An 18,139-nucleotide genomic window follows, 5' to 3' on the forward strand; every position below is an offset into this window, starting at 1 on the left:
GCGCGCACCCTAGGCCGCGCCGCGCGAATCCGATTCGGCCGAAACATTATTGACTTTTCTGCCTACTTTGGCCCAGTGCGGGTCGAACGGCAGCGGGCCGTTGCGTAAGGCCTCGTCGACTGCTTGCCGGTAACCAGTCAGCCCGCCGTCGGGCGGCGCGATGATCGTGTCGACGTCGTGGTCGCGAATCACCGCGTCGCATTCCAGCGACTCGACGAGCGGGCGGGCCAAGCCTTTCGGCATCGGCGTCACCAACCCCACCCACCAGCTGGCGATCGTCGGCGTCAGCCACGGCAGCACCACCATCCAGCGCCGTCGCAGCCCGGCCTGCTGCGCATAGACCTGCATCATGTCGCCGTAGGACAGCACGTCGGGACCGCCGATGTCCCACGCCCGCGACGACGGCACCTCGACGGTGGCCGCCGCCGTCAGGTAGTGCAGGGCGTCGCGGATCGCGATGGGTTGGATGCGGTTGTGCACCCACTTCGGTGTCGTCATCGCCGGCAGCCGGTTGGTGAGGTGGCGGATCATCTCGAACGAGGCCGACCCGGAGCCGACGACGACACCGGCCTGCAGCACGACGGTCTCGATGCCCGAGGCGAGCAGAATGTCGCCGACCTCCTTGCGAGAGCGCAGGTGCGGCGACAACTCGGCGCCCGGCGGATGCAGACCGCCCAGATACACGAACCGCCGCACGCCGGTGCGTTTGGCGGCCTCGACGACGTTTTGCGCCGAGCGGCGTTCCTCGGCGGCGAAGTCCGTCGCGCTGCCCATCGAATGCACGAGGTAGTAGACGACGTCGACGCCGTCGAACGCCGCGGTCAACGATTCGACGTCGCCCAGGTCGCCGCGGGCGACTTCGATGTCGGCGCGCCACGGTCGATCGTCGAGTTTGTCCGGGTTGCGCGCCAGCGCGCGCACCGACAGACCCGCGTCGAGCAGGCGTGGTGTCAGTCGACCCCCGATATAGCCGGTCGCGCCCGTCACCAGGCAGCGAGCAGTGCCGCCCACAGGATCCTCCTCGAGTTTTTGCCCCGCGGATGCGAAAGGCTCCACCGAGACATGACCGTTTCGGTGCCCGAGCAAACCCGGGACAGGATCGGTCAGAAAACGCACAGTCACCGGCGCATACCGCGTCATCGCCCCGACCGGTAGATTTGGTCGCGATGACCGATCGCGCCGCACAACACGGCATCTCATACGCATCGGCCGGGGTGGACATTGAAGCTGGTGACCGCGCCGTCGAACTGATCAAACCGCTGGCGGACAAGGCAACCAGGCCTGAGGTACGCGGCGGAATCGGCGGTTTCGCGGGGCTGTTCGAACTGCGCGGCGGCTACCGCGAGCCGGTGCTGGCGTCCTCCACCGACGGCGTCGGCACCAAGCTGGCGGTGGCCCAGGCGATGGACAAGCACGACACCGTCGGCATCGACCTGGTCGCGATGGTCGTCGACGATCTCGTGGTGTGCGGTGCGGAGCCGCTGTTCCTGCAGGACTACATCGCCGTCGGGCGCACCGTGCCGGAGCGGATCAGCCAGCTCGTCGAGGGCATCGCCAACGGCTGTGTGATGGCAGGCTGCGCGCTGCTCGGCGGCGAGACGGCCGAGCATCCCGGGCTGATGGCGCCCGACCACTACGACCTGTCCGCGACGGGGGTCGGCGTGGTGGAGGCCGACGACGTGCTCGGCCCGGACCGGGTCAAGCCCGGCGATGTGATCATCGGCATGGGCTCGACCGGGTTGCACTCCAACGGGTACTCGCTGGCGCGCAAGGTCCTGCTGGAGATCGACCGGATGAATCTGGCCGGCCATGTCGAGGAGTTCGGCAGGACGCTCGGCGAAGAGTTGCTCGAGCCCACCCGGATCTACGCCAAGGACTGCCTAGCGCTTGCCGCCGAGACGCAGGTGCGCACGTTCTGCCACGTCACTGGGGGCGGGCTGGCCGGAAACCTGGAGCGGGTTATCCCGCACGGGCTGGTCGCCGAGGTCGATCGCGGCACGTGGACGCCCGCTCCGGTGTTCGGCATGATCGCCCAGCGCGGCCGCATCGACCGGGCCGAAATGGAGAAGACGTTCAACATGGGCGTCGGCATGATCGCCGTCGTCGCCCCCGAGGACACCGATCGCGCGCTGGCCATCCTCACCGCGCGGCACCTGGACTGCTGGATTTTGGGCACCGTGAAAAAGGGGAGCAAGGATGGCGCTCGCGCCCACCTGGTGGGGCAGCACCCGCGCTTCTGACGGTACGCGCCGCCTAAAGACCGAGAGAAGACCCGAGCTAGCGCCGCCAGTCGTCCTCGTCGACCCAGTCGGCGCCGTTCAGATCGTCGTCGGTGTCACTGTTGCTCGACCCGGACAGCTCACGCTGAAGCCGCTCGAAATCAGTCTGCGGTGAGCTGTATTTGAGCTCACGAGCAACCTTGGTCTGCTTTGCCTTTGCCCGGCCGCGGCCCATGGGGGGACCCCCTCGCGCAATAACGGAGCGGCCTTCATAACAGGCGGCTCCGATCTGAGTGTCTTTATTGTCCTGCCAACACTTTACCGTGCCCGGCTCGGCTCCGCTGGCAGCCCCTAGGCTCCCACGCATCGTCTCAGCGTGCGCCGCCGCGCAGCCGCTCGACCGCCAGCCGGCCCGCGCCGACCGTGTCGAGGGCGGGCACCGTGTCGGCGTCGATCACGGCGGTGCTCTCGACGTCGCCGCCCGTTGTCAACGCGGTGTCGGCGGGCAGCCCGCGCTTGAGCAGAGCGAGGGCGACGGGCCCGAGGTCGACGTGGTCGACGACGGTGCCGAGACGGCCGACGACGCGGCCTCCGGCCAGCACGGGATCGCCTGCCGCGGGCCGATCGGTCGAGCCGTCGAGGTGCAGCATCACCAGCATTCGGGGCGGTTTTCCCAGGTTATGGACCCGCGCGACGGTCTCCTGGCCGCGGTAGCAGCCCTTGTCGAGGTGCACCGCGGTGCCGATCCACCCGACCTCGTGCGGAATGGTCCGCTCGTCGGTGTCGACGCCCAGCCGCGGCCGCAGCGCGGCCACCCGCAGTGCTTCATAGGTCCATACCCCTGCCCTCCGCACACCTGCCGCCGTCAGCTTCTCGAGCCAGTCGGCGGCCTTGGCGCGCGGCACGACGAGGTCCAGTTCCAAGCCGGGCCCGCCGAGCCGGCGGACGAAACCGCCGTCCGGCAGGGCCACCGCGGTGTTTTCAGCCGGTAGCGAATCGACGCTGAGCGCGGCCCGCACGGGCGCGCTGTCGAGCGCCGGGCCCAGCAGCGACACGACGGCCATGTCCGCCGGTTCGATCGTGACGTCGGCCCAGAACACCATCTTGCGCAGGTAGGCCAGCAACGGCTCGCCGCGCCACGGCTCGGTGTCGAGGTAGGTGCGTTCGCCGAGTTCGGTCTGGATCCAGTGATCCTCGACGCGGCCCTGCCCGTCCAGGCTGAGGTTCTGCGTCACGGCTCCGTCGGGCAGCTCGCTGACGTGCTGGCTGGAGATGTTGTGCAGCCAACTCTTGCGCTCGCTGCCGGTCAGCACGAGCACCGCCCGATGCGATCGGTCGATGACGACGGCCTCGGTCAGCGCGGCCCGCTGCTCGCCGAGCGGATCGCCGTAGTGCCATGCGACGCCGGCGTCGGGCCCCGATTCGGGCGCGGGAACTGCTGACATGGCTCCAATCGTACGGCGCTACACTGTTGGCCCATGGCGGGCGGACCGGGCGTAGTGGTCACGCTCGACGGGCAGTTGCACGACCCGCAGACCCCTCTGCTGCATGTCGACGACCTGGCCGTCGTGCGCGGTGACGGGATCTTCGAGTCGCTGCTGGTGCGGGACGGGCGGCCATGCCTGCTGGAGGCGCACCTCGCCAGGTTGACGCACTCGGCGCGGCTGATGGACCTGCCCGAGCCGGACCTGGCGCGCTGGCGTGCGGCAGCCGCTACGGCGGCGGCACGCTGGACCGAGGCCGGCGGCGGGGAAGGCGTGATGCGGCTGATCTACAGCCGCGGCCGGGAGAGCGGGTCGGAGCCGACAGCGTTCGTGATGGTCGGTGCCGTGCCCAGCCGGGTCGCCGCCGCCCGCACTCGCGGGGTCGCGGCGCTGACGCTCGCGCGTCACCTGCCTGCCGACGGCGCGACGGATATGCCGTGGCTGTTGGCCGGCGCGAAGACGCTGTCGTACGCGGTGAACATGGCCGCGCTGCGGCACGCCGAACGGCACGGCGCAGGCGATGTGATCTTCATCAGCTCCGAGGGCCACGTGTTGGAAGGGCCACGCTCGACGGTGGTGATCGCCACCGAGATCGACGGCAGGCTCGGGCTGCTCACGCCTCCGCCGTGGTATCCGATCCTGCGCGGCACCACACAGCAGGCGCTGTTCGAGGTGGCGCGCAACAAGGGCTACGACTGCGACTACCGCGCGCTCAAGCCCGCTGATCTGTTTGCCGCACAAGGAGTTTGGCTGGTGTCGAGCATCACACTCGCCGCCCGCGTGCACACCCTCGACGGAAGGCTTCTGCCGCCGTCTCCGATCGCCGCAGAACTGGCCGAACTCGTCGACGCCGCTATCGTCAGCGATCGCTGAGCGCGCAACGCCCGAAAATCGCTTGTCGCACTAAGCATGCGCGAGTACGGTCAGCCGTACACAGGGAAGGAGGTGGTCCGACAAATTGATTGACTTATGGACATGTGAGGTGGCTGCGAGCTAGCAGCGCCGGGGAGTCACCTGCGCGCGCTGGCGAATTCCCCGCAGTCACCCGGCCCCCGAGCCCCTCGGTTTTGTCCGACCAGGATCAGCGGCTCGGGGGCCGCTCCATATCTACGCCCGATTTCTGCACCCCAGATTTGCGCCCGTGGTGGCGTTCCTGGCCCCTGGTGCGCGATGATGCGGCTCGTGCCCTCACTGCGGCGGATCGTCCCGGTGCTGGCTGCCTTCCTGGTCGGCTGCGCACCGGCGGCCGAGTCCGCGCAGACGGATCTGTCGCAATGCAATCCGGACAAGCTCGACACCCTGTACAAGGGCGTCTTCACCTTCGGCACCGACCAACCCGTCTATCCCCCGTGGTACATGGGCGACAATCCGGAGAACGGTGAGGGATTCGAATCCGCCGTCGCCTACGCCGTCGCACGCAAACTGGGCTACCAGCGTGAGGACGTGCGTTGGGTGCGGGTGCCGTTCAACGCGGCGCTCGAGCCCGGCCGGAAGGAGTTCGACGCCGGCATTGCGGAGTTCTCCATCACCGACCAGCGCAAGGCCGCCGTTGACTTCTCGTCGCCGTATCTGGACGTCACGCAGGCCGTCGTCACGGTCAAGTCCTCCCGCGCGGCCAACGCCAGGACCATCGACGCGCTCAAGCCGCTGCGGATCGGCGTTCAGGTCGGCAGCACCAGCTACACCGCGGCGACGTCGATCGACGGCCTCGACCCGGTGGCGGTCTACAACACCAACGGCGACGCGAAACTGGCGCTCAACACCGGCGAGATCGATGCGCTGGTCGCCGATCTGCCGACCGCGTTCTCCGTCGCCAACGAACTGTCCGACGGCCTCATGTTGGGCCAATTGCCAAATGTGGCAGAGGATGTCGAGCAGTTCGGACTGGTGCTTGCCAAGGGCAGCACGCTGACGCCGTGCGTCACGGCCGCCGTGGACTCGCTACGCGACGACGGCACTCTAGCGGCGCTGCAGAAGACCTGGCTTGCGGAAGCGGGTAAGGCGCCCGCCCTGGGTTAGCCCGCTGCCGGGCTGCCCGGCTGTTGATCAGCCCGCCGAGGGGCCGGGCGCCAGCGATGCGCAGGCCTTGGTGGCCTTGTGCCACGCCTCCTGGTCGGTGCCGGGAGGCGGGCCCGCGACGGGTCCTGGCGGAGCCGAAACACCGTGCTCTTGAAGGCAATTCGCGTAGGTGCCGTGCCCGTTGGGCGCCTGCGGCGTCGACGACTCCTCCGGCGTGGTGTCGTTCGACGAACAGCCCGCAGCGATCGTCGCCGCGGCCACGACCGCGGCCAGTCGAAGCATGCGCATCAGCCGACGAACCTCGCCAGCCGCGCCGAAAGATGTGGAACCAGCCCGCCGTCGGCGTCGACCCGCTCCTCCACGTAGGCCAAGTCGCCCCCTTCGACGATGCCGTACAACCGTTTCGCGCCGCCGACGAGCATCCCGGACCTGCTGCGCGCCAGCGCATCGGTGACGAGTTCCCACGAGGTCTGGTTGCGCGGCCTGCCGTAGAACAGTTCGACGTAGCCCGCGGAGTGGGCGAGCATCAGTTCGATCGCCTGCGATTCGGTCGGATCGTTCGGGTCGTTGACGAAGCGCCAGTACCCCGACTCCCGCAGCCCCGGCCTCTCGTATTCGCCGGTCTCGGTGAGCCGCCACGAGCGGGACTCCCAGATCAGGTAGTCGCCGCCGTCGTGGGACACCACGATCTGCTGGCCGAACCGGTAATCGCCGTCGGCTCCGCGACCTTCGCCTTCGCCGCGCCACACGCCGACCAACGGCAGCAGCGCGAGCAGCGACTCGTTCAACTCGGCGCCCTCGCGCAGGTTCGCTGTGTCGGCGGGCGCAGGCAGATCGTCGAAGACGGGGATGTTGCGGACGGCCGTCACCTTGGCGCGCTCGGCCGCCGCGGCTACCGCCCGGTCGCCTGAAGTACCGGCGACGGGTCCTTGCTCATCGGTCACGATTCGTCGGTGATGAGTCGATACAGCGCGTACAGCGCGAACCAGGTGATGAGCACGACGGTCGCGACAAGCAGGATTTCGTAGAACAACACCACGGTCGCGAGTCTAGTCCGCGACCGGGTGTTGCTCCCTATCCGCCTGAACCGCTATCACGCGACCTTGACGTCGACCTCGTGAATGCCCGCGCCCGACGGTGCCACGCTGACGTCGCCGTTGCCGACCGGCGACAGCGCACGCACGGTCCACGTGCCGGGGGCGGCGAAGAAGCGGAAGTCGCCGGTGGCCGAAGCGACCACCTCGGCGGTGAACTCGTCAGAGGCGTCGAGCAGGCGCACGAACGCCCCGCCGACACTCTGACCGGAACCGTCGACGACGCGTCCGGTGATCACCGTCTCCTTCTCGAGATCGACGCCGGCGGGCAGCGTCTGTCCTTGCTTGGGTGCAGAGCACATATCAATTTCCCAACTCGATCGGGGCCCCCACCAGGGAGCCGTATTCCGTCCAACTGCCGTCGTAGTTCTTGACGTTCTGATGTCCGAGGATCTCCTTCAGCACGAACCAGGTGTGCGACGAGCGCTCCCCGATGCGGCAGTACGCGATGGTCTCCTTCTCGCCGTCCAGGCCGGCCTCGGCGTACAACTTGGCCAGTTCCTCGTCGGACTTGAAGGTCCCGTCCTCGTTGGCCGCCTTGCTCCACGGAACGTTGATCGCGCCGGGGATATGCCCGGGCCGCTGGCTCTGCTCCTGCGGCAGGTGCGCGGGGGCGAGGATCTTGCCGGAGAACTCGTCGGGCGAGCGCACGTCGACGAGGTTCTTGGTGCCGATCGCGGCGATGACCTCGTCGCGGAACGCCCGGATGCTGTTGTCGGGCTGCTTGGCGGTGTAGCTGGTCGCGGGCCGGTTCACCGGGTCCTTCGACAGCGGACGGCCGTCGAGCTCCCACTTCTTGCGGCCGCCGTCGAGCAGCTTGACGTTCTCGTGGCCGTAGAGCTTGAAGTACCAGTACGCGTAGGCGGCGAACCAGTTGTTGTTGCCGCCGTAGAGGATCACGGTGTCGTCATTGCTGATGCCGCGATCGGAGAGCAGCTTCGAAAACTGCTGCGCGTCAACGAAATCGCGCTTCACCGGATCCTGCAGGTCGGTCTTCCAGTCCAGCTTGACGGCGCCGGGGATGTGGCCGAGATCGTAGGCCGAGGTGTCCTCGTCGACCTCGACGAAGACGGTGTTCGGCGCATCGAGATTGCTCTCGGCCCAGTCAGCCGTGACCAGGACATCGGAGCGAGCCATGAACGAATTCCTTTCAGTTGCTTGCTGTTTCAGACTTACGCGGGGGTGGGGGAGCGGCGCAGGCGCGCCACCAGCGGGTAGAGCTGACAGCCAAGGCAGACGGCGAACGCGGCGTTGAGGAACGTCGCCACCAACGCCAACGCCGTGGCGGTCAGGCCCAGTGCGGTAAGGCCGATTGCGAATCCAACCGCAGCGGCGACGGCGAAGACCAGCCCGACCAGCTGCGCGAATTTCAGCGGCGGCACCGGCTCCTTTTCGCGCACCGGGCCCAGCCGCGGTGCGACGAGCTTGGCGAAGAGCAGCCCGTACGGGTGCCTGCGCGGCCCGCCGTAGGCGCCGATCGCGAACACCACGGCCTGCAGCCCGAGGATCACCGCGGCCGCGGCGGGGCTGACGCTGGACGCCAACAAGGCGACGATGAGCACCGCCGTGGTCACCCATGCGGCGAAGCGCGGTCCGCGAACGTCGACCTGATCGACCCGCACGGCGGCCTCGCCTGGCCGTCCCAGTTGCGATGTCATGTCTGGAAGTCACACTCCTGTTGCATTGGATAGGGCTGGTTGCGAGCAGGCCACACGGGGGCTGCTCCGAGCGAGCGCGCGGACTGCGCAGCTGCGCTCAGCAGCTACAACAACAACAGCAAGAGCCCGCGACGCGGCACAGATCGACTGCGCGACGCTTGGTGAGCATCACCTCGAGGCGGGCGGACACGCCGGACAGCTTACCCAATGACACGGGCATCAAGCCAACAGCGGTGTCAGCGCCGACCGCAGGTCAGCGGCGGTTGGGACGCCGTTGACGCGATAGCGCTGCCGGCCATCGGCGTCGAAGATGAACGTCGTCGGCAACGACAACACCGAAAGACGCCGGGCCGCGTCAGGATTGGCGTCCATGTCGATCTCCACGTGCGCCACCGCGGGCAGTTCGGCGCACACCTGCTCGACCACCCGGCGCAGCCCTTCGCACGGCCCGCACCACTGTGCGCCGAAATGCACAACCGTCGGCCCGGTGCGCGACAGCCCCAGGTCGGAAGTGTCGATCGGCTTCTGGTCGGACTGTGGAGTCGGGCTGACCAGGCCCGCGCGCAGGGCGAGCAGCCGGTTGATCACATACGCGATTCCCAGCGCAGCGATCAGCACGACGACGACGATGGCCAGCTCGGGGCTCATGACTGATTGAACTCGTCCAGCGTGATGGTTACTCCCTCGGCGATGCCCTCGATGATGACATCCGAACCGCGAACCCCTTCGCTGGTCGGAGCGATGCCGAACGGCAACTTCTGGCCGGGCAGCGCCGTTCTGAAGGCATCGAGCACGGCGTCGTTCTTGTCCTCGGGCACCGGCTCGTCGGCGGTGCCTGCGCCGGTCAGCACACCCGTCGGGGTGAACACCAGCGTGGTCTTGTCCGGGCCGACGACCGACAGATCCACCGAGACACTCACCCTCTTGTCGAATCCGGCCGCCTTGGGGGTGCCGGTGAACACCAAGCCCGTGTTTCCCGAGATGCCCGATTCGGTGGTGCCGCCGGTGGGGTCGTTGGTCTCCTTCGGCGGCGCCTCCACCAGCAGGTCAGCTATGCCCATGTAGCGCCCGACATGGGTGGAGTCGATGATGATGCGGCTTTCCACCTTGCCCACCGACAGCTCGGTGTCGCCGTTGATCAGCCACGACTGCGCCGGCACGCCGACCTGATACAGCGTGGCCTCATACGACACCTTCCCGGCAATCGGGTGGTCGACGCCGTTGGCGCGGATCTCGATCTGCTTGAAGCGCCGGTCGCGGGCCTGGTTACCGAAGGGGAATCCGATGATGCCGACATACGGGTCGAAGGTCAGCCGCGCCTCGCTGCGGATGGCCCTGGCCAGGCGATATTCGGCGTAGATGGCGGCGCCGAAGTCGACGCCGACCGCCGCGACCACCAGCACGGCGACGGCCGAAACCACCCCGATCAGCAGCTTGCGCACCCGCACATTCTTCCCCACCAGACCCAGCCACCCCGCTCGGCGCGGCTAAAGCCCTGATGACGGGTTATCGTTGATGCACCGGTAACGCCCAGATGTCGGTGACGAATCTGGAAGGTATCCGAAACAGACAGCGCTGTCCGTTCGAAATCTGTGCCCGGCACGCTGGAGGGCCCCTTGGATCTACTGCTACTGACCGCAGACCCGCACCCGGAGTCGGTGCTGCCCTCACTGTCGCTACTGGCCCACACCGTTCGCACGGCGCCGACCGAGGTGTCGTCGCTGCTGGAGGCGGGCAGCGCGGACGTCGCGATCGTCGATGCGCGCACGGATCTGGCCGCCGCGCGCGGACTGTGCCGGCTGCTCGGCTCGACCGGCACGTCGGTGCCCGTGGTCGCCGTGGTCAACGAGGGTGGACTGGTCGCCGTGAACGTTGAGTGGGGGCTCGACGAGATCCTGCTGCCAAGCACCGGCCCAGCCGAGATCGACGCCCGGCTGCGGCTGCTGGTGGGCCGCCGCGGTGGCTCGGCGAACCAGGAGAACGCGGGCAAGGTCACCCTCGGTGAACTCGTCATCGACGAGGGCACCTACACCGCCCGGCTGCGTGGCAGGCCGCTCGACCTCACCTACAAGGAGTTCGAGCTGCTGAAGTACCTCGCAGAGCACGCGGGCCGGGTGTTCACCAGGGCACAGCTACTGCAGGAGGTGTGGGGCTACGACTTCTTCGGCGGCACCCGCACGGTCGACGTCCACGTCCGGCGGTTGCGGGCCAAGCTCGGCACCGAATACGAGTCGCTGATCGGCACGGTGCGCAACGTCGGGTACAAGGCGGTGCGGCCCGCGCGCGGACGCACCCCGTCCGAGCCGTCCGAGACGCCAGACGACGTCGACGACGGTGACATCTACGACGCGTCCATCGGCTTGTCCGAAGAGCTGGTGGACCCGCTGCGCAGTCAGTGACCGAACCGTCCGGCGCCGACCACGCCCGCCCCGAAATCCATTGGCGTGCTGAGCTTTCCGACGAGGAACAACGCGTAATCCGCACCATGATCGCCGAGGCGAAGAAGGCCGACGGCGTCGCACCCGTCGGTGACCAGGGACTGCGCGAACTGGGCCACGACCGCACCAGGCATCTGCTGGCCACCGACGGCCAGACGATCGTGGGCTACCTCAACCTCGCGCCCGCCGCCGACGACAACCCGCCGATGGCCGAACTCGTCGTCCATCCGCAGTGGCGCCGACGCGGGGTCGGCTCGGCGATGGCACGCACGGCGCTGGCCGAGGGCGGGCCTGACACCCGCATCTGGGCGCACGGCAATCTGGAACCCGCCCAGCAGATGGCTCAGGCCATCGGCCTGCGGCCGGCGCGCGAACTGCTGCAGATGCGCCGCCCCCTGACCGACCTGCCCCCGCTGACACCGCCGCACGGGGTGCGGATCGACACCTACCGCGGCGAGGACGACGACGCCGAACTGCTGCGGGTGAACAACGCCGCGTTCGCCTGGCACCCGGAGCAGGGCGGCTGGACCGCCGCCGACCTCGCGGAGCGGCGCGCCGAGCCGTGGTTCGACCCCGACGGGCTGTTTCTTGCCTTCGACGAGGACAGCGGCGCGTTACTGGGTTTTCACTGGACCAAGGTGCACAACGACGACCTCGGCGAGGTGTACGTCGTCGGCGTCGACCCGGGCGCGCAGGGCCGCGGCATCGGCGCCACCCTGACGCTGGTCGGCCTGCACCATCTCGCCGAGCGGTTGGCGGCCAGTTCCGAGCCGACGGTGATGCTCTACGTCGAGGCCGACAACGTGGCGGCGGTGAACACATACCGGCGCCTGGGCTTCGAGGTGTACAGCGTCGATGTGGCCTACGAGGCGTCAGCTGCAAATTAGCTGTACGTGTTCACCCCTCGTTCACGTCCCATCCGCCGTTCGTCCATCGTGGCCGCATACGTTGCCGGGAGTCGCAAGCGTGCAGGAGTCCTGAAGGGAAATTCGACCAAGTGAAGCTCAACGGCATCGGCAAGGCGTTGTCTACGACGCTGTCCGCATCGGCGCTCATCGCCCTGACGCTCTCGGCGTGCGGCAGCGACAACAACGCGCCGACCACCGGCGCGTCGGGCACCGGCACCGCGTCGTCGTCCGCCGACTGCGGCGGCAAGAATTCGGTGACCGCCGAGGGTTCGACGGCCCAGCAGAACGCGATCGCGGAGTTCAACAGGGCCTGGGGGCAGGTGTGCCCCGGCAAGAACCTGTCCTACAACCCGACGGGCTCCGGCGCCGGCCGCGAGCAGTTCATCGCCAGGCAGGTCGACTTCGCCGGCTCCGACTCCCCGCTCAAGGACGACCAGGTCAAGCAGGCCGCCGACCGCTGCGGCGGCAACCCCGCATGGAACCTGCCGCTGGTGTTCGGGCCGGTGGCGATGGCCTACAACCTCGACGGTGTCGACAAGCTCGTGGTCACCGGTGACGTGCTGGCCAAGATCTTCACCGGGCAGATCAAGAAGTGGAACGACCCGGCGATCGCGGCGCTGAACACCGGCGCGACCCTGCCGGACATCGACATCAAGCCGATCTACCGCTCCGACTCGTCGGGCACCACCGACAACTTCCAGAAGTATCTGACCGCCGCAGCGCCCCAGACGTGGACGAAGGGTTCGGGCAGCGAGTTCCAGGGCGGCGCCGGTGAGGGCGCGCAGAAGTCGGCAGGCGTGGTGCAGGCCGTGCAGTCCACGCCGGGCGCGATCGGCTACGTGGAGAAGGGCTTCGCCGAGCAGGGCGGTGTGCCGTTCGCCCAAATCGACAGCGGCGCAGGCCCCGTGGAGCTGACCGACGAGTCGGCGAAGAAGGCGATCGACGCGGCGAAGTTCTCCGCCGAGGGCAACGACCTGACGCTGGACCTGGATTCGCTGTATGGCACCAAGGAGCCCGGCGCCTATCCGTTGGTGTTGGCCACCTACGAGATCGTCTGCTCGAAGGGCTACGACCCCGACACCGCCGCCGCGGTCAAGTCGTTTCTGACCGTCGCGGCCAACGAGGGCCAGGCCAATCTGTCGGCGGCGGGCTATGTGCCGCTGCCCGACGCGTTCAAACAGCGTCTCGAGAGATCGATCGAAGCCATCGACGCGATCGCGTAGTCACTGGCGGATGAGCGGGAATGCGGTGAGGATGGGTGCCGAAACCGATGACCGATAGGCTCGATGTGACGGAAGCTAGCGGGCTACCTGATCCGACGGAAGCGGGATCGGGCGAGGCGATCGCTTCGCCGCATCCCGCGCCGACGCCCATCTCCACCAATCCCTCGAAAGGCGCCAAGGTTCGCCTGGCCGACCGCATCTTCCGCGGTCTGGCCGAGGGGTCCGGTGTTCTCATCGTCGTCATCATCGCGGCGATCGGGGCGTTCCTGCTGTGGCGGGCCATCCCGGCGCTGGCGCGCAACGAGGAGAACTTCTTTCTCTACAGCGGCAATTGGGTCACCACCGACACCTCGGCGATGCACTTCGGCATCCTCGACATGCTGCAGGTCACGGTATACGTGTCGGTGTTCGCGCTCGTGCTGGCGATGCCGGTGGCGCTGGGCATCGCGATCTTTTTGACCCAGTACGCGCCGCGGCGGTTGGCAGGCCCGCTGGCGTACACGGTCGACCTGCTGGCCGCCGTGCCGTCGATCATCTACGGCGTGTGGGGGCTCTATGTCCTTGCGCCGGTGCTCAAACCGGTCGCCGAGTGGTTGAACCAGAACCTGGGCTGGATCTTTCTTTTCAAGACCGGTAATGCATCGGTGGCCGGCGGTGGAACCATCTTCACCGCCGGAATTGTGTTGGCGGTGATGATCTTGCCGATCATCACGGCGGTCACCCGTGAGGTGTTCGTGCAGACGCCGCGCGGCCAGATCGAGGCGGCGCTGGCGCTCGGCGCGACGCGGTGGGAGGTCGTCAAGACGACGGTGCTGCCGTTCGGAATGTCCGGTTACATCAGCGGTGCCATGCTCGGCCTCGGCCGCGCACTCGGCGAAACCGTTGCGCTGCTGATCATCCTGCGCGGCACGCAGCAGGCGTTCGGTTGGTCGCTGTTCGACGCCGGCTACACCTTCGCCAGCAAGATCGCCGCTGCCGCTTCGGAATTCAATGACCAATACAAGGCGGGGGCTTACATCGCCGCCGGCCTGGTGTTGTTCATCCTGACGTTCATCGTGAACTCGCTGGCGCGTGCCGCTGTCGCGGGAAGGAGCAAGTCATGACGGCCACATTGGACCGTCCTGTCAAGGCGCCGACCTTTCAGAAGCTCAGCCTGCGGCGCAGGGTCCTCGACAACGTCGCAACGGTTTTGGTGACGCTGTCGGTGCTGATCGCGTTGATTCCCTTGCTGTGGGTGCTCTACACCGTGGTGACCAAGGGCATCGGCGTCGTCACATCGGTCACCTGGTGGTGGAATTCGCAGGCCGGTATGACGGCGTTTCAGCCCGGCGGCGGCGCTTATCACGCCATTGTCGGAACCCTGCTGCAGGGCTTGGTGTGCGCGCTCATCTCGATTCCGATCGGCGTGTTCGTCGGCATCTTCCTGGTGGAGTACGGCGGTGGAACGAAGCTCGGCAAGCTGACCACCTTCATGGTCGACATCCTCACCGGGGTGCCATCGATCGTCGCGGCGCTGTTCATCTACGCGCTGTGGGTCGCGACCCTTGGCTTCCAGCGCTCGGGCTTCGCGGTGTCACTTGCGTTGGTGCTGTTGATGATTCCGGTGATCGTACGCTCCACCGAGGAGATGCTGCGGATCGTGCCGATGGATCTGCGCGAGGCCAGCTACGCGCTGGGCGTGACGAAGTGGCGGACGATCGTGTCGATTGTCATTCCCACGGCGCTGTCGGGCATCGTCACCGGCATTCTGCTGGCGCTGGCCCGCGTGATGGGGGAGACGGCGCCGCTGCTGATCCTGGTCGGATACGCCCAGGCGATCAACTTCGACATGTTCCACGGATTCATGGGGTCGTTGCCGGGCATGATGTACGACCAGACCTCGGCGGGTGCCGGCGCCAATCCCGTTCCGACAGACCGGCTCTGGGGTGCCGCATTCACCCTCATCGTGCTGATCGCGCTGCTCAATGTGGGCGCGCGGTTCCTCGCCAAGTTCTTTGCCCCCAAAAAGGCCTAGGAGACCACCGCAATGGCCAAGCGCCTCGACCTCAAAGACGTCAACATCTACTACGGGTCGTTCCACGCCGTGGCGGACGTCTCGATGGCGATCCCACCGCGAAGCGTTACGGCGTTCATCGGTCCGTCTGGTTGTGGCAAGTCGACCGTGCTGCGCACGCTGAACCGCATGCATGAAGTCATCCCCGGCGCGCGCGTCGAGGGCTCGGTCCTGCTCGACGGCGAGGACGTCTACGGCCCCGGAGTGGACCCGGTCGGCGTGCGCAAGACCATCGGCATGGTCTTCCAACGGCCGAACCCGTTTCCCACCATGTCGATTCGCGACAATGTGGTGGCCGGACTCAAGCTGCAGGGCGTGCGCAACAAGAAGGTCCTCGACGAGGTGGCGGAGCGCTCGCTGCGGGGCGCCAACCTGTGGAACGAGGTCAAGGACCGGCTGGACAAACCCGGCGGCGGGCTGTCGGGTGGCCAGCAGCAGCGTCTCTGCATCGCCCGCGCCATCGCGGTTCAGCCCGATGTGCTGCTGATGGACGAACCGTGTTCGGCGCTGGACCCGATCTCGACCCTGGCGATCGAAGACCTGATCGCCGAGCTGAAGCAGGACTACACGATCGTCATCGTCACGCACAACATGCAGCAGGCCGCGCGTGTGAGCGACCAGACCGCGTTCTTCAACCTCGAGGCGACGGGCAAGCCGGGCAGGCTCATCGAGATGGACGACACCGAGAAGATCTTCTCCAACCCGACGAAAAAGGCGACAGAGGACTACATTTCCGGCCGCTTCGGCTGAACCCGCGTCGGCTCAGGGGACGAGCACCAGCCGCGTGCCGGACTTCTCGCCGGCCGTCCACGCCTGCTCCACCTCGGCAAGGGGCCGCGTCGCCGTGCGCAGCTGCAGCTTGCCTGCCGCCGCCATGTCGAACAGCCGCGGCAGCGCTTCGGCACGCACGCGTGCCATCACATCGGGCGGCATGTTGCCCAGACCCACGCCCGACAGCTGAATCGCGGTGGCGCGCAGCAAGCTTGACGGCAGGGTGATGTTCGTACCTGCCATCGACCCGATCTCGATGTATCGCGTCAGGTGGTAAGCCTCCGCCTGGCTCGAGCCCAGTGTCTCCAGCACGGTTTCGGCGGGTTTGCCCCACAGGTAGTCGAGGACCGCATCGAATGGCTTCTCGGCGTGCATCGCGCCGAGCGTGGCAGTGAAGTCGTCGTCGCCGAGGGTAATCGTGGCGTCGGCGCCGACAGTGCGCAGCCACTGAAGCCGCGCGACGTCGCGGCCCACCGCGACCACCCGTCCCGCCCCGAACTCCGACTTGGCCAGCTGCACCGCGACCGATCCGGTCACCCCGGTCGCGCCGAGCACCAGGACGTGGTCACCCGGTTTCACCGCGGCCGCGTATTCGAGCGACGTCCATGCCGAGATGCCGGGGTTGGGCACGGCCGCAGCGGTGACCGAGTCGACACCCTCGGGGACCTCCACCACAGCGTTCGGGTTGACGAGGGTGCGATCGGCCATCGTGCCGTACCGGGCCACTGCGCTGGTGTAGACCCGGCGGCCGTCGTCGAGGCGCGCGACGCCGTCGAACCCCGGGACGGCGGGCAGCTGTAAGTCCTTGCTGGCGTAGTGTGTTCCCGACACGATCCCGCGCGTCAGGTTGGTCAGAGCCGCTGCTTCAACGGTGGCGACGACGTCTCCGTTGCGTGGATCCGGGTCGGGGAAGTCGGTGTAGCGGGGGACGGCGCCCCATTCGTCGACGACGGCTGCCTTCATGCGGCTCCTTCGAGCTCAGACTATTGTTTCCATGGAAACAATCTAGACAGGCTTGCAGCGGATGACAAGATGGTTTCCGTGAAAACTAAATCGGCGTTGATATCGGACATCACCGAGCTGATCGGCGCCGTGGGCGACAAGTTCAGCGCCGACGAGAGCGACGCCGAGCGGGACTACATCGCGCAGCGCTGCCCGCGACGGCTGGAACCCGTTGTGCGCACGCTGCCGAAATTGTCCGTGCATCTTCTAGCCGGCATCGCCGAGGGGCCCATCAGCCTCGTCGGCCTCGCGTCGAGGTCGGGACAGCTGAAGGGCACGGTGTCCAAACACGTGCGGCGACTAGTCGATGCGGGCCTGGTGGTGCGCTCGCCGGTTCCGGGGAATCGCAAGGAGATCGAGTTGCGCCTGACGTCCGACGGTGAACTGGTCGCCGAGGTGCACCGTCAAATGCACGAGGAGATTGCCGCAGGCCTTCGTGACTTCCTGTCGCGTTACACCAACGCCGAGTTGGCGGTGCTGACCGAGGTGCTGGCCGATCTGATGACGGCGCGCAAGGTCGGCGTCCGGCTCACCCCGGGTGATTAGCGTGCCGGTAGCTGTTCGTCGTCGGGGAACTTGCCGGTGGCCTGGAAGATGACGCGGCGGGCCACCTCGACGGCGTGGTCGGCGAAGCGTTCGTAGAAGCGGCTCAGCAGCGTCACATCGACAGCCGCGGTGACACCGTGCTTCCACTCCTTGTCCATCAACACGCTGAACAGGTGCCGGTGCAGGTCGTCCATCGCGTCGTCTTCCTCATGGATACGCGCCGCCTTCTCGGGATCGCGGGTCAGCAGCACCTCCTGGGCGCTGTTGCCCAATTCGACTGCGACCCGGCCCATTTCGGCGAAATAGCCGTTGACCTCCTCGGGCAGCGCATGCTGGGGATGGCGGCGCCGGGCGATCTTGGCGACATGCAGGGCCAACGCGCCCATCCGGTCGACATCGGCGACGATCTGAATCGCGCTGACGATGGCGCGCAGGTCGCCCGCCACCGGCGCCTGCAGGGCGAGCAGGACGAATGCCTGCTCCTCGGCTTTCGCGCTCATCGCCGCGATCTGCTCATGGTCGGTGATCACCTGCTCGGCCAGCACTAGATCGGCCTGCAGCAGGGCCTGGGTCGCGCGCTCCATCGCGGCGCCTGCCAGCCCGCACATCTCGCCGAGCTGGTTGGTCAGCGCCTCAAGCTGCTCGTGGTACGCGGTACGCATGCGGCCAGCCTACGGCTGATCAGGTGAATGGTCACGACGCGCACGTGAACGAAAGGTGAATG

At 67.4% G+C, this 18,139-nt stretch carries 23 protein-coding genes; 10 read left to right on the forward strand and 13 right to left on the reverse strand.

The window, feature by feature from the left end; translation table 11 throughout:
• Positions 1-9: 9 nt before the first annotated feature.
• Positions 10-1,011 (reverse strand): NAD(P)H-binding protein, encoded by a 1,002-nt coding sequence (locus CQY20_RS20350; protein ID WP_234816332.1) that lies wholly within the window; start codon positions 1,009-1,011, stop codon positions 10-12.
• A gap of 155 nt (positions 1,012-1,166) precedes the next feature.
• On the opposite strand from CQY20_RS20350, the gene purM reads away from it, so the two are divergent.
• Positions 1,167-2,240: a phosphoribosylformylglycinamidine cyclo-ligase gene (purM, locus tag CQY20_RS20355; protein ID WP_097941894.1), complete on the forward strand. Its 1,074-nt coding sequence runs from the start codon at positions 1,167-1,169 to the stop codon at positions 2,238-2,240.
• Positions 2,241-2,277: 37 nt separating this feature from the next.
• On the opposite strand, the gene CQY20_RS20360 is transcribed toward purM, so the two are convergent.
• Positions 2,278-2,454, reverse strand: coding sequence for a DUF3073 domain-containing protein (locus CQY20_RS20360; protein WP_097941895.1), 177 nt, complete (start codon positions 2,452-2,454; stop codon positions 2,278-2,280).
• 136 nt (positions 2,455-2,590) lie between these two features.
• Complete coding sequence (ygfZ, locus tag CQY20_RS20365) at positions 2,591-3,664, reverse strand: CAF17-like 4Fe-4S cluster assembly/insertion protein YgfZ (protein WP_097941896.1); 1,074 nt, start codon at positions 3,662-3,664, stop codon at positions 2,591-2,593.
• A 33-nt stretch (positions 3,665-3,697) separates the two neighbouring features.
• On the opposite strand from ygfZ, the gene CQY20_RS20370 reads away from it, so the two are divergent.
• Both CQY20_RS20370 and CQY20_RS20375 read left to right on the forward strand, forming a co-directional pair.
• Complete coding sequence (locus CQY20_RS20370; RefSeq protein WP_097941897.1) at positions 3,698-4,576, forward strand: aminodeoxychorismate lyase; 879 nt, start codon at positions 3,698-3,700, stop codon at positions 4,574-4,576.
• Between the two features lie 300 nt (positions 4,577-4,876).
• Entirely contained in the window at positions 4,877-5,722 is an 846-nt protein-coding gene (locus CQY20_RS20375) for an ABC transporter substrate-binding protein (RefSeq protein ID WP_234816333.1), read from the forward strand.
• A gap of 27 nt (positions 5,723-5,749) precedes the next feature.
• On the opposite strand, the gene CQY20_RS20380 is transcribed toward CQY20_RS20375, so the two are convergent.
• The 8 genes from CQY20_RS20380 to lmeA all read right to left on the reverse strand — a co-directional run bounded on the left by CQY20_RS20380 (position 5,750) and on the right by lmeA (position 9,934).
• Positions 5,750-6,010: a hypothetical protein gene (locus CQY20_RS20380; RefSeq protein ID WP_097941899.1), complete on the reverse strand. Its 261-nt coding sequence runs from the start codon at positions 6,008-6,010 to the stop codon at positions 5,750-5,752.
• Positions 6,010-6,666 carry a heme-binding beta-barrel domain-containing protein gene (locus tag CQY20_RS20385; protein ID WP_097941900.1) on the reverse strand — a complete coding sequence of 219 codons (657 nt, stop codon included), beginning with the start codon at positions 6,664-6,666 and terminating at the stop codon, positions 6,010-6,012. Before CQY20_RS20385 ends, CQY20_RS20380 begins: the two co-directional genes overlap by 1 nt.
• Before the next feature lie 149 nt (positions 6,667-6,815).
• Complete coding sequence (locus CQY20_RS20395) at positions 6,816-7,118, reverse strand: DUF1416 domain-containing protein (RefSeq protein WP_097941901.1); 303 nt, start codon at positions 7,116-7,118, stop codon at positions 6,816-6,818.
• 1 nt (position 7,119) lies between these two features.
• The gene (locus tag CQY20_RS20400) at positions 7,120-7,953 is read right to left on the reverse strand and encodes a sulfurtransferase (RefSeq protein WP_097941902.1); all 834 of its coding nucleotides are present in this window, start codon (positions 7,951-7,953) and stop codon (positions 7,120-7,122) included.
• Between the two features lie 35 nt (positions 7,954-7,988).
• Entirely contained in the window at positions 7,989-8,474 is a 486-nt protein-coding gene (locus CQY20_RS20405; protein ID WP_097941903.1) for a DUF4395 domain-containing protein, read from the reverse strand.
• Positions 8,475-8,571: 97 nt separating this feature from the next.
• Complete coding sequence (locus CQY20_RS36215) at positions 8,572-8,694, reverse strand: Ms5788A family Cys-rich leader peptide (RefSeq protein WP_371871062.1); 123 nt, start codon at positions 8,692-8,694, stop codon at positions 8,572-8,574.
• Positions 8,694-9,122: a thioredoxin family protein gene (locus tag CQY20_RS20410; RefSeq protein WP_097941904.1), complete on the reverse strand. Its 429-nt coding sequence runs from the start codon at positions 9,120-9,122 to the stop codon at positions 8,694-8,696. The genes CQY20_RS36215 and CQY20_RS20410 overlap by 1 nt, the downstream gene beginning before the upstream one ends.
• Positions 9,119-9,934 (reverse strand): mannan chain length control protein LmeA, encoded by an 816-nt coding sequence (gene lmeA, locus CQY20_RS20415; RefSeq protein ID WP_097941905.1) that lies wholly within the window; start codon positions 9,932-9,934, stop codon positions 9,119-9,121. The genes CQY20_RS20410 and lmeA overlap by 4 nt, the downstream gene beginning before the upstream one ends.
• 156 nt (positions 9,935-10,090) lie before the next feature.
• Between lmeA and CQY20_RS20420 the strand changes: the two genes are divergently transcribed.
• From CQY20_RS20420 to pstB, 6 genes are all read left to right on the forward strand, one after another.
• Positions 10,091-10,873 (forward strand): winged helix-turn-helix transcriptional regulator, encoded by a 783-nt coding sequence (locus CQY20_RS20420; RefSeq protein WP_097941936.1) that lies wholly within the window; start codon positions 10,091-10,093, stop codon positions 10,871-10,873.
• 35 nt (positions 10,874-10,908) lie between these two features.
• A complete protein-coding gene (mshD, locus tag CQY20_RS20425) occupies positions 10,909-11,799 on the forward strand; it encodes a mycothiol synthase (RefSeq protein WP_371871120.1) in 891 nt (296 codons plus the stop codon).
• A 110-nt stretch (positions 11,800-11,909) separates the two neighbouring features.
• Complete coding sequence (pstS, locus tag CQY20_RS20430) at positions 11,910-13,043, forward strand: phosphate ABC transporter substrate-binding protein PstS (protein WP_097941906.1); 1,134 nt, start codon at positions 11,910-11,912, stop codon at positions 13,041-13,043.
• Positions 13,044-13,090: 47 nt separating this feature from the next.
• Positions 13,091-14,146, forward strand: coding sequence for a phosphate ABC transporter permease subunit PstC (pstC, locus tag CQY20_RS20435; RefSeq protein WP_097941938.1), 1,056 nt, complete (start codon positions 13,091-13,093; stop codon positions 14,144-14,146).
• The gene (gene pstA, locus CQY20_RS20440) at positions 14,143-15,057 is read left to right on the forward strand and encodes a phosphate ABC transporter permease PstA (RefSeq protein ID WP_097941907.1); all 915 of its coding nucleotides are present in this window, start codon (positions 14,143-14,145) and stop codon (positions 15,055-15,057) included. The genes pstC and pstA overlap by 4 nt, the downstream gene beginning before the upstream one ends.
• A 12-nt stretch (positions 15,058-15,069) precedes the next feature.
• Positions 15,070-15,846: a phosphate ABC transporter ATP-binding protein PstB gene (pstB, locus tag CQY20_RS20445; protein ID WP_097941908.1), complete on the forward strand. Its 777-nt coding sequence runs from the start codon at positions 15,070-15,072 to the stop codon at positions 15,844-15,846.
• 12 nt (positions 15,847-15,858) lie between these two features.
• Here the strand turns inward: pstB and CQY20_RS20450 are convergent, their stop codons facing one another.
• Positions 15,859-16,830: a quinone oxidoreductase family protein gene (locus tag CQY20_RS20450; RefSeq protein ID WP_097941909.1), complete on the reverse strand. Its 972-nt coding sequence runs from the start codon at positions 16,828-16,830 to the stop codon at positions 15,859-15,861.
• 78 nt (positions 16,831-16,908) lie between these two features.
• On the opposite strand from CQY20_RS20450, the gene CQY20_RS20455 reads away from it, so the two are divergent.
• Positions 16,909-17,415, forward strand: coding sequence for a MarR family transcriptional regulator (locus tag CQY20_RS20455; RefSeq protein ID WP_163701193.1), 507 nt, complete (start codon positions 16,909-16,911; stop codon positions 17,413-17,415).
• Here CQY20_RS20455 and phoU read toward each other — a convergent pair.
• Entirely contained in the window at positions 17,412-18,077 is a 666-nt protein-coding gene (gene phoU, locus CQY20_RS20460; protein ID WP_097941911.1) for a phosphate signaling complex protein PhoU, read from the reverse strand. The genes CQY20_RS20455 and phoU overlap by 4 nt on opposite strands.
• Positions 18,078-18,139: the final 62 nt, after the last annotated feature.

The organism is Mycolicibacterium agri (genome assembly GCF_002553505.1).
GTDB classification, from domain to species: domain Bacteria; phylum Actinomycetota; class Actinomycetes; order Mycobacteriales; family Mycobacteriaceae; genus Mycobacterium; species Mycobacterium agri.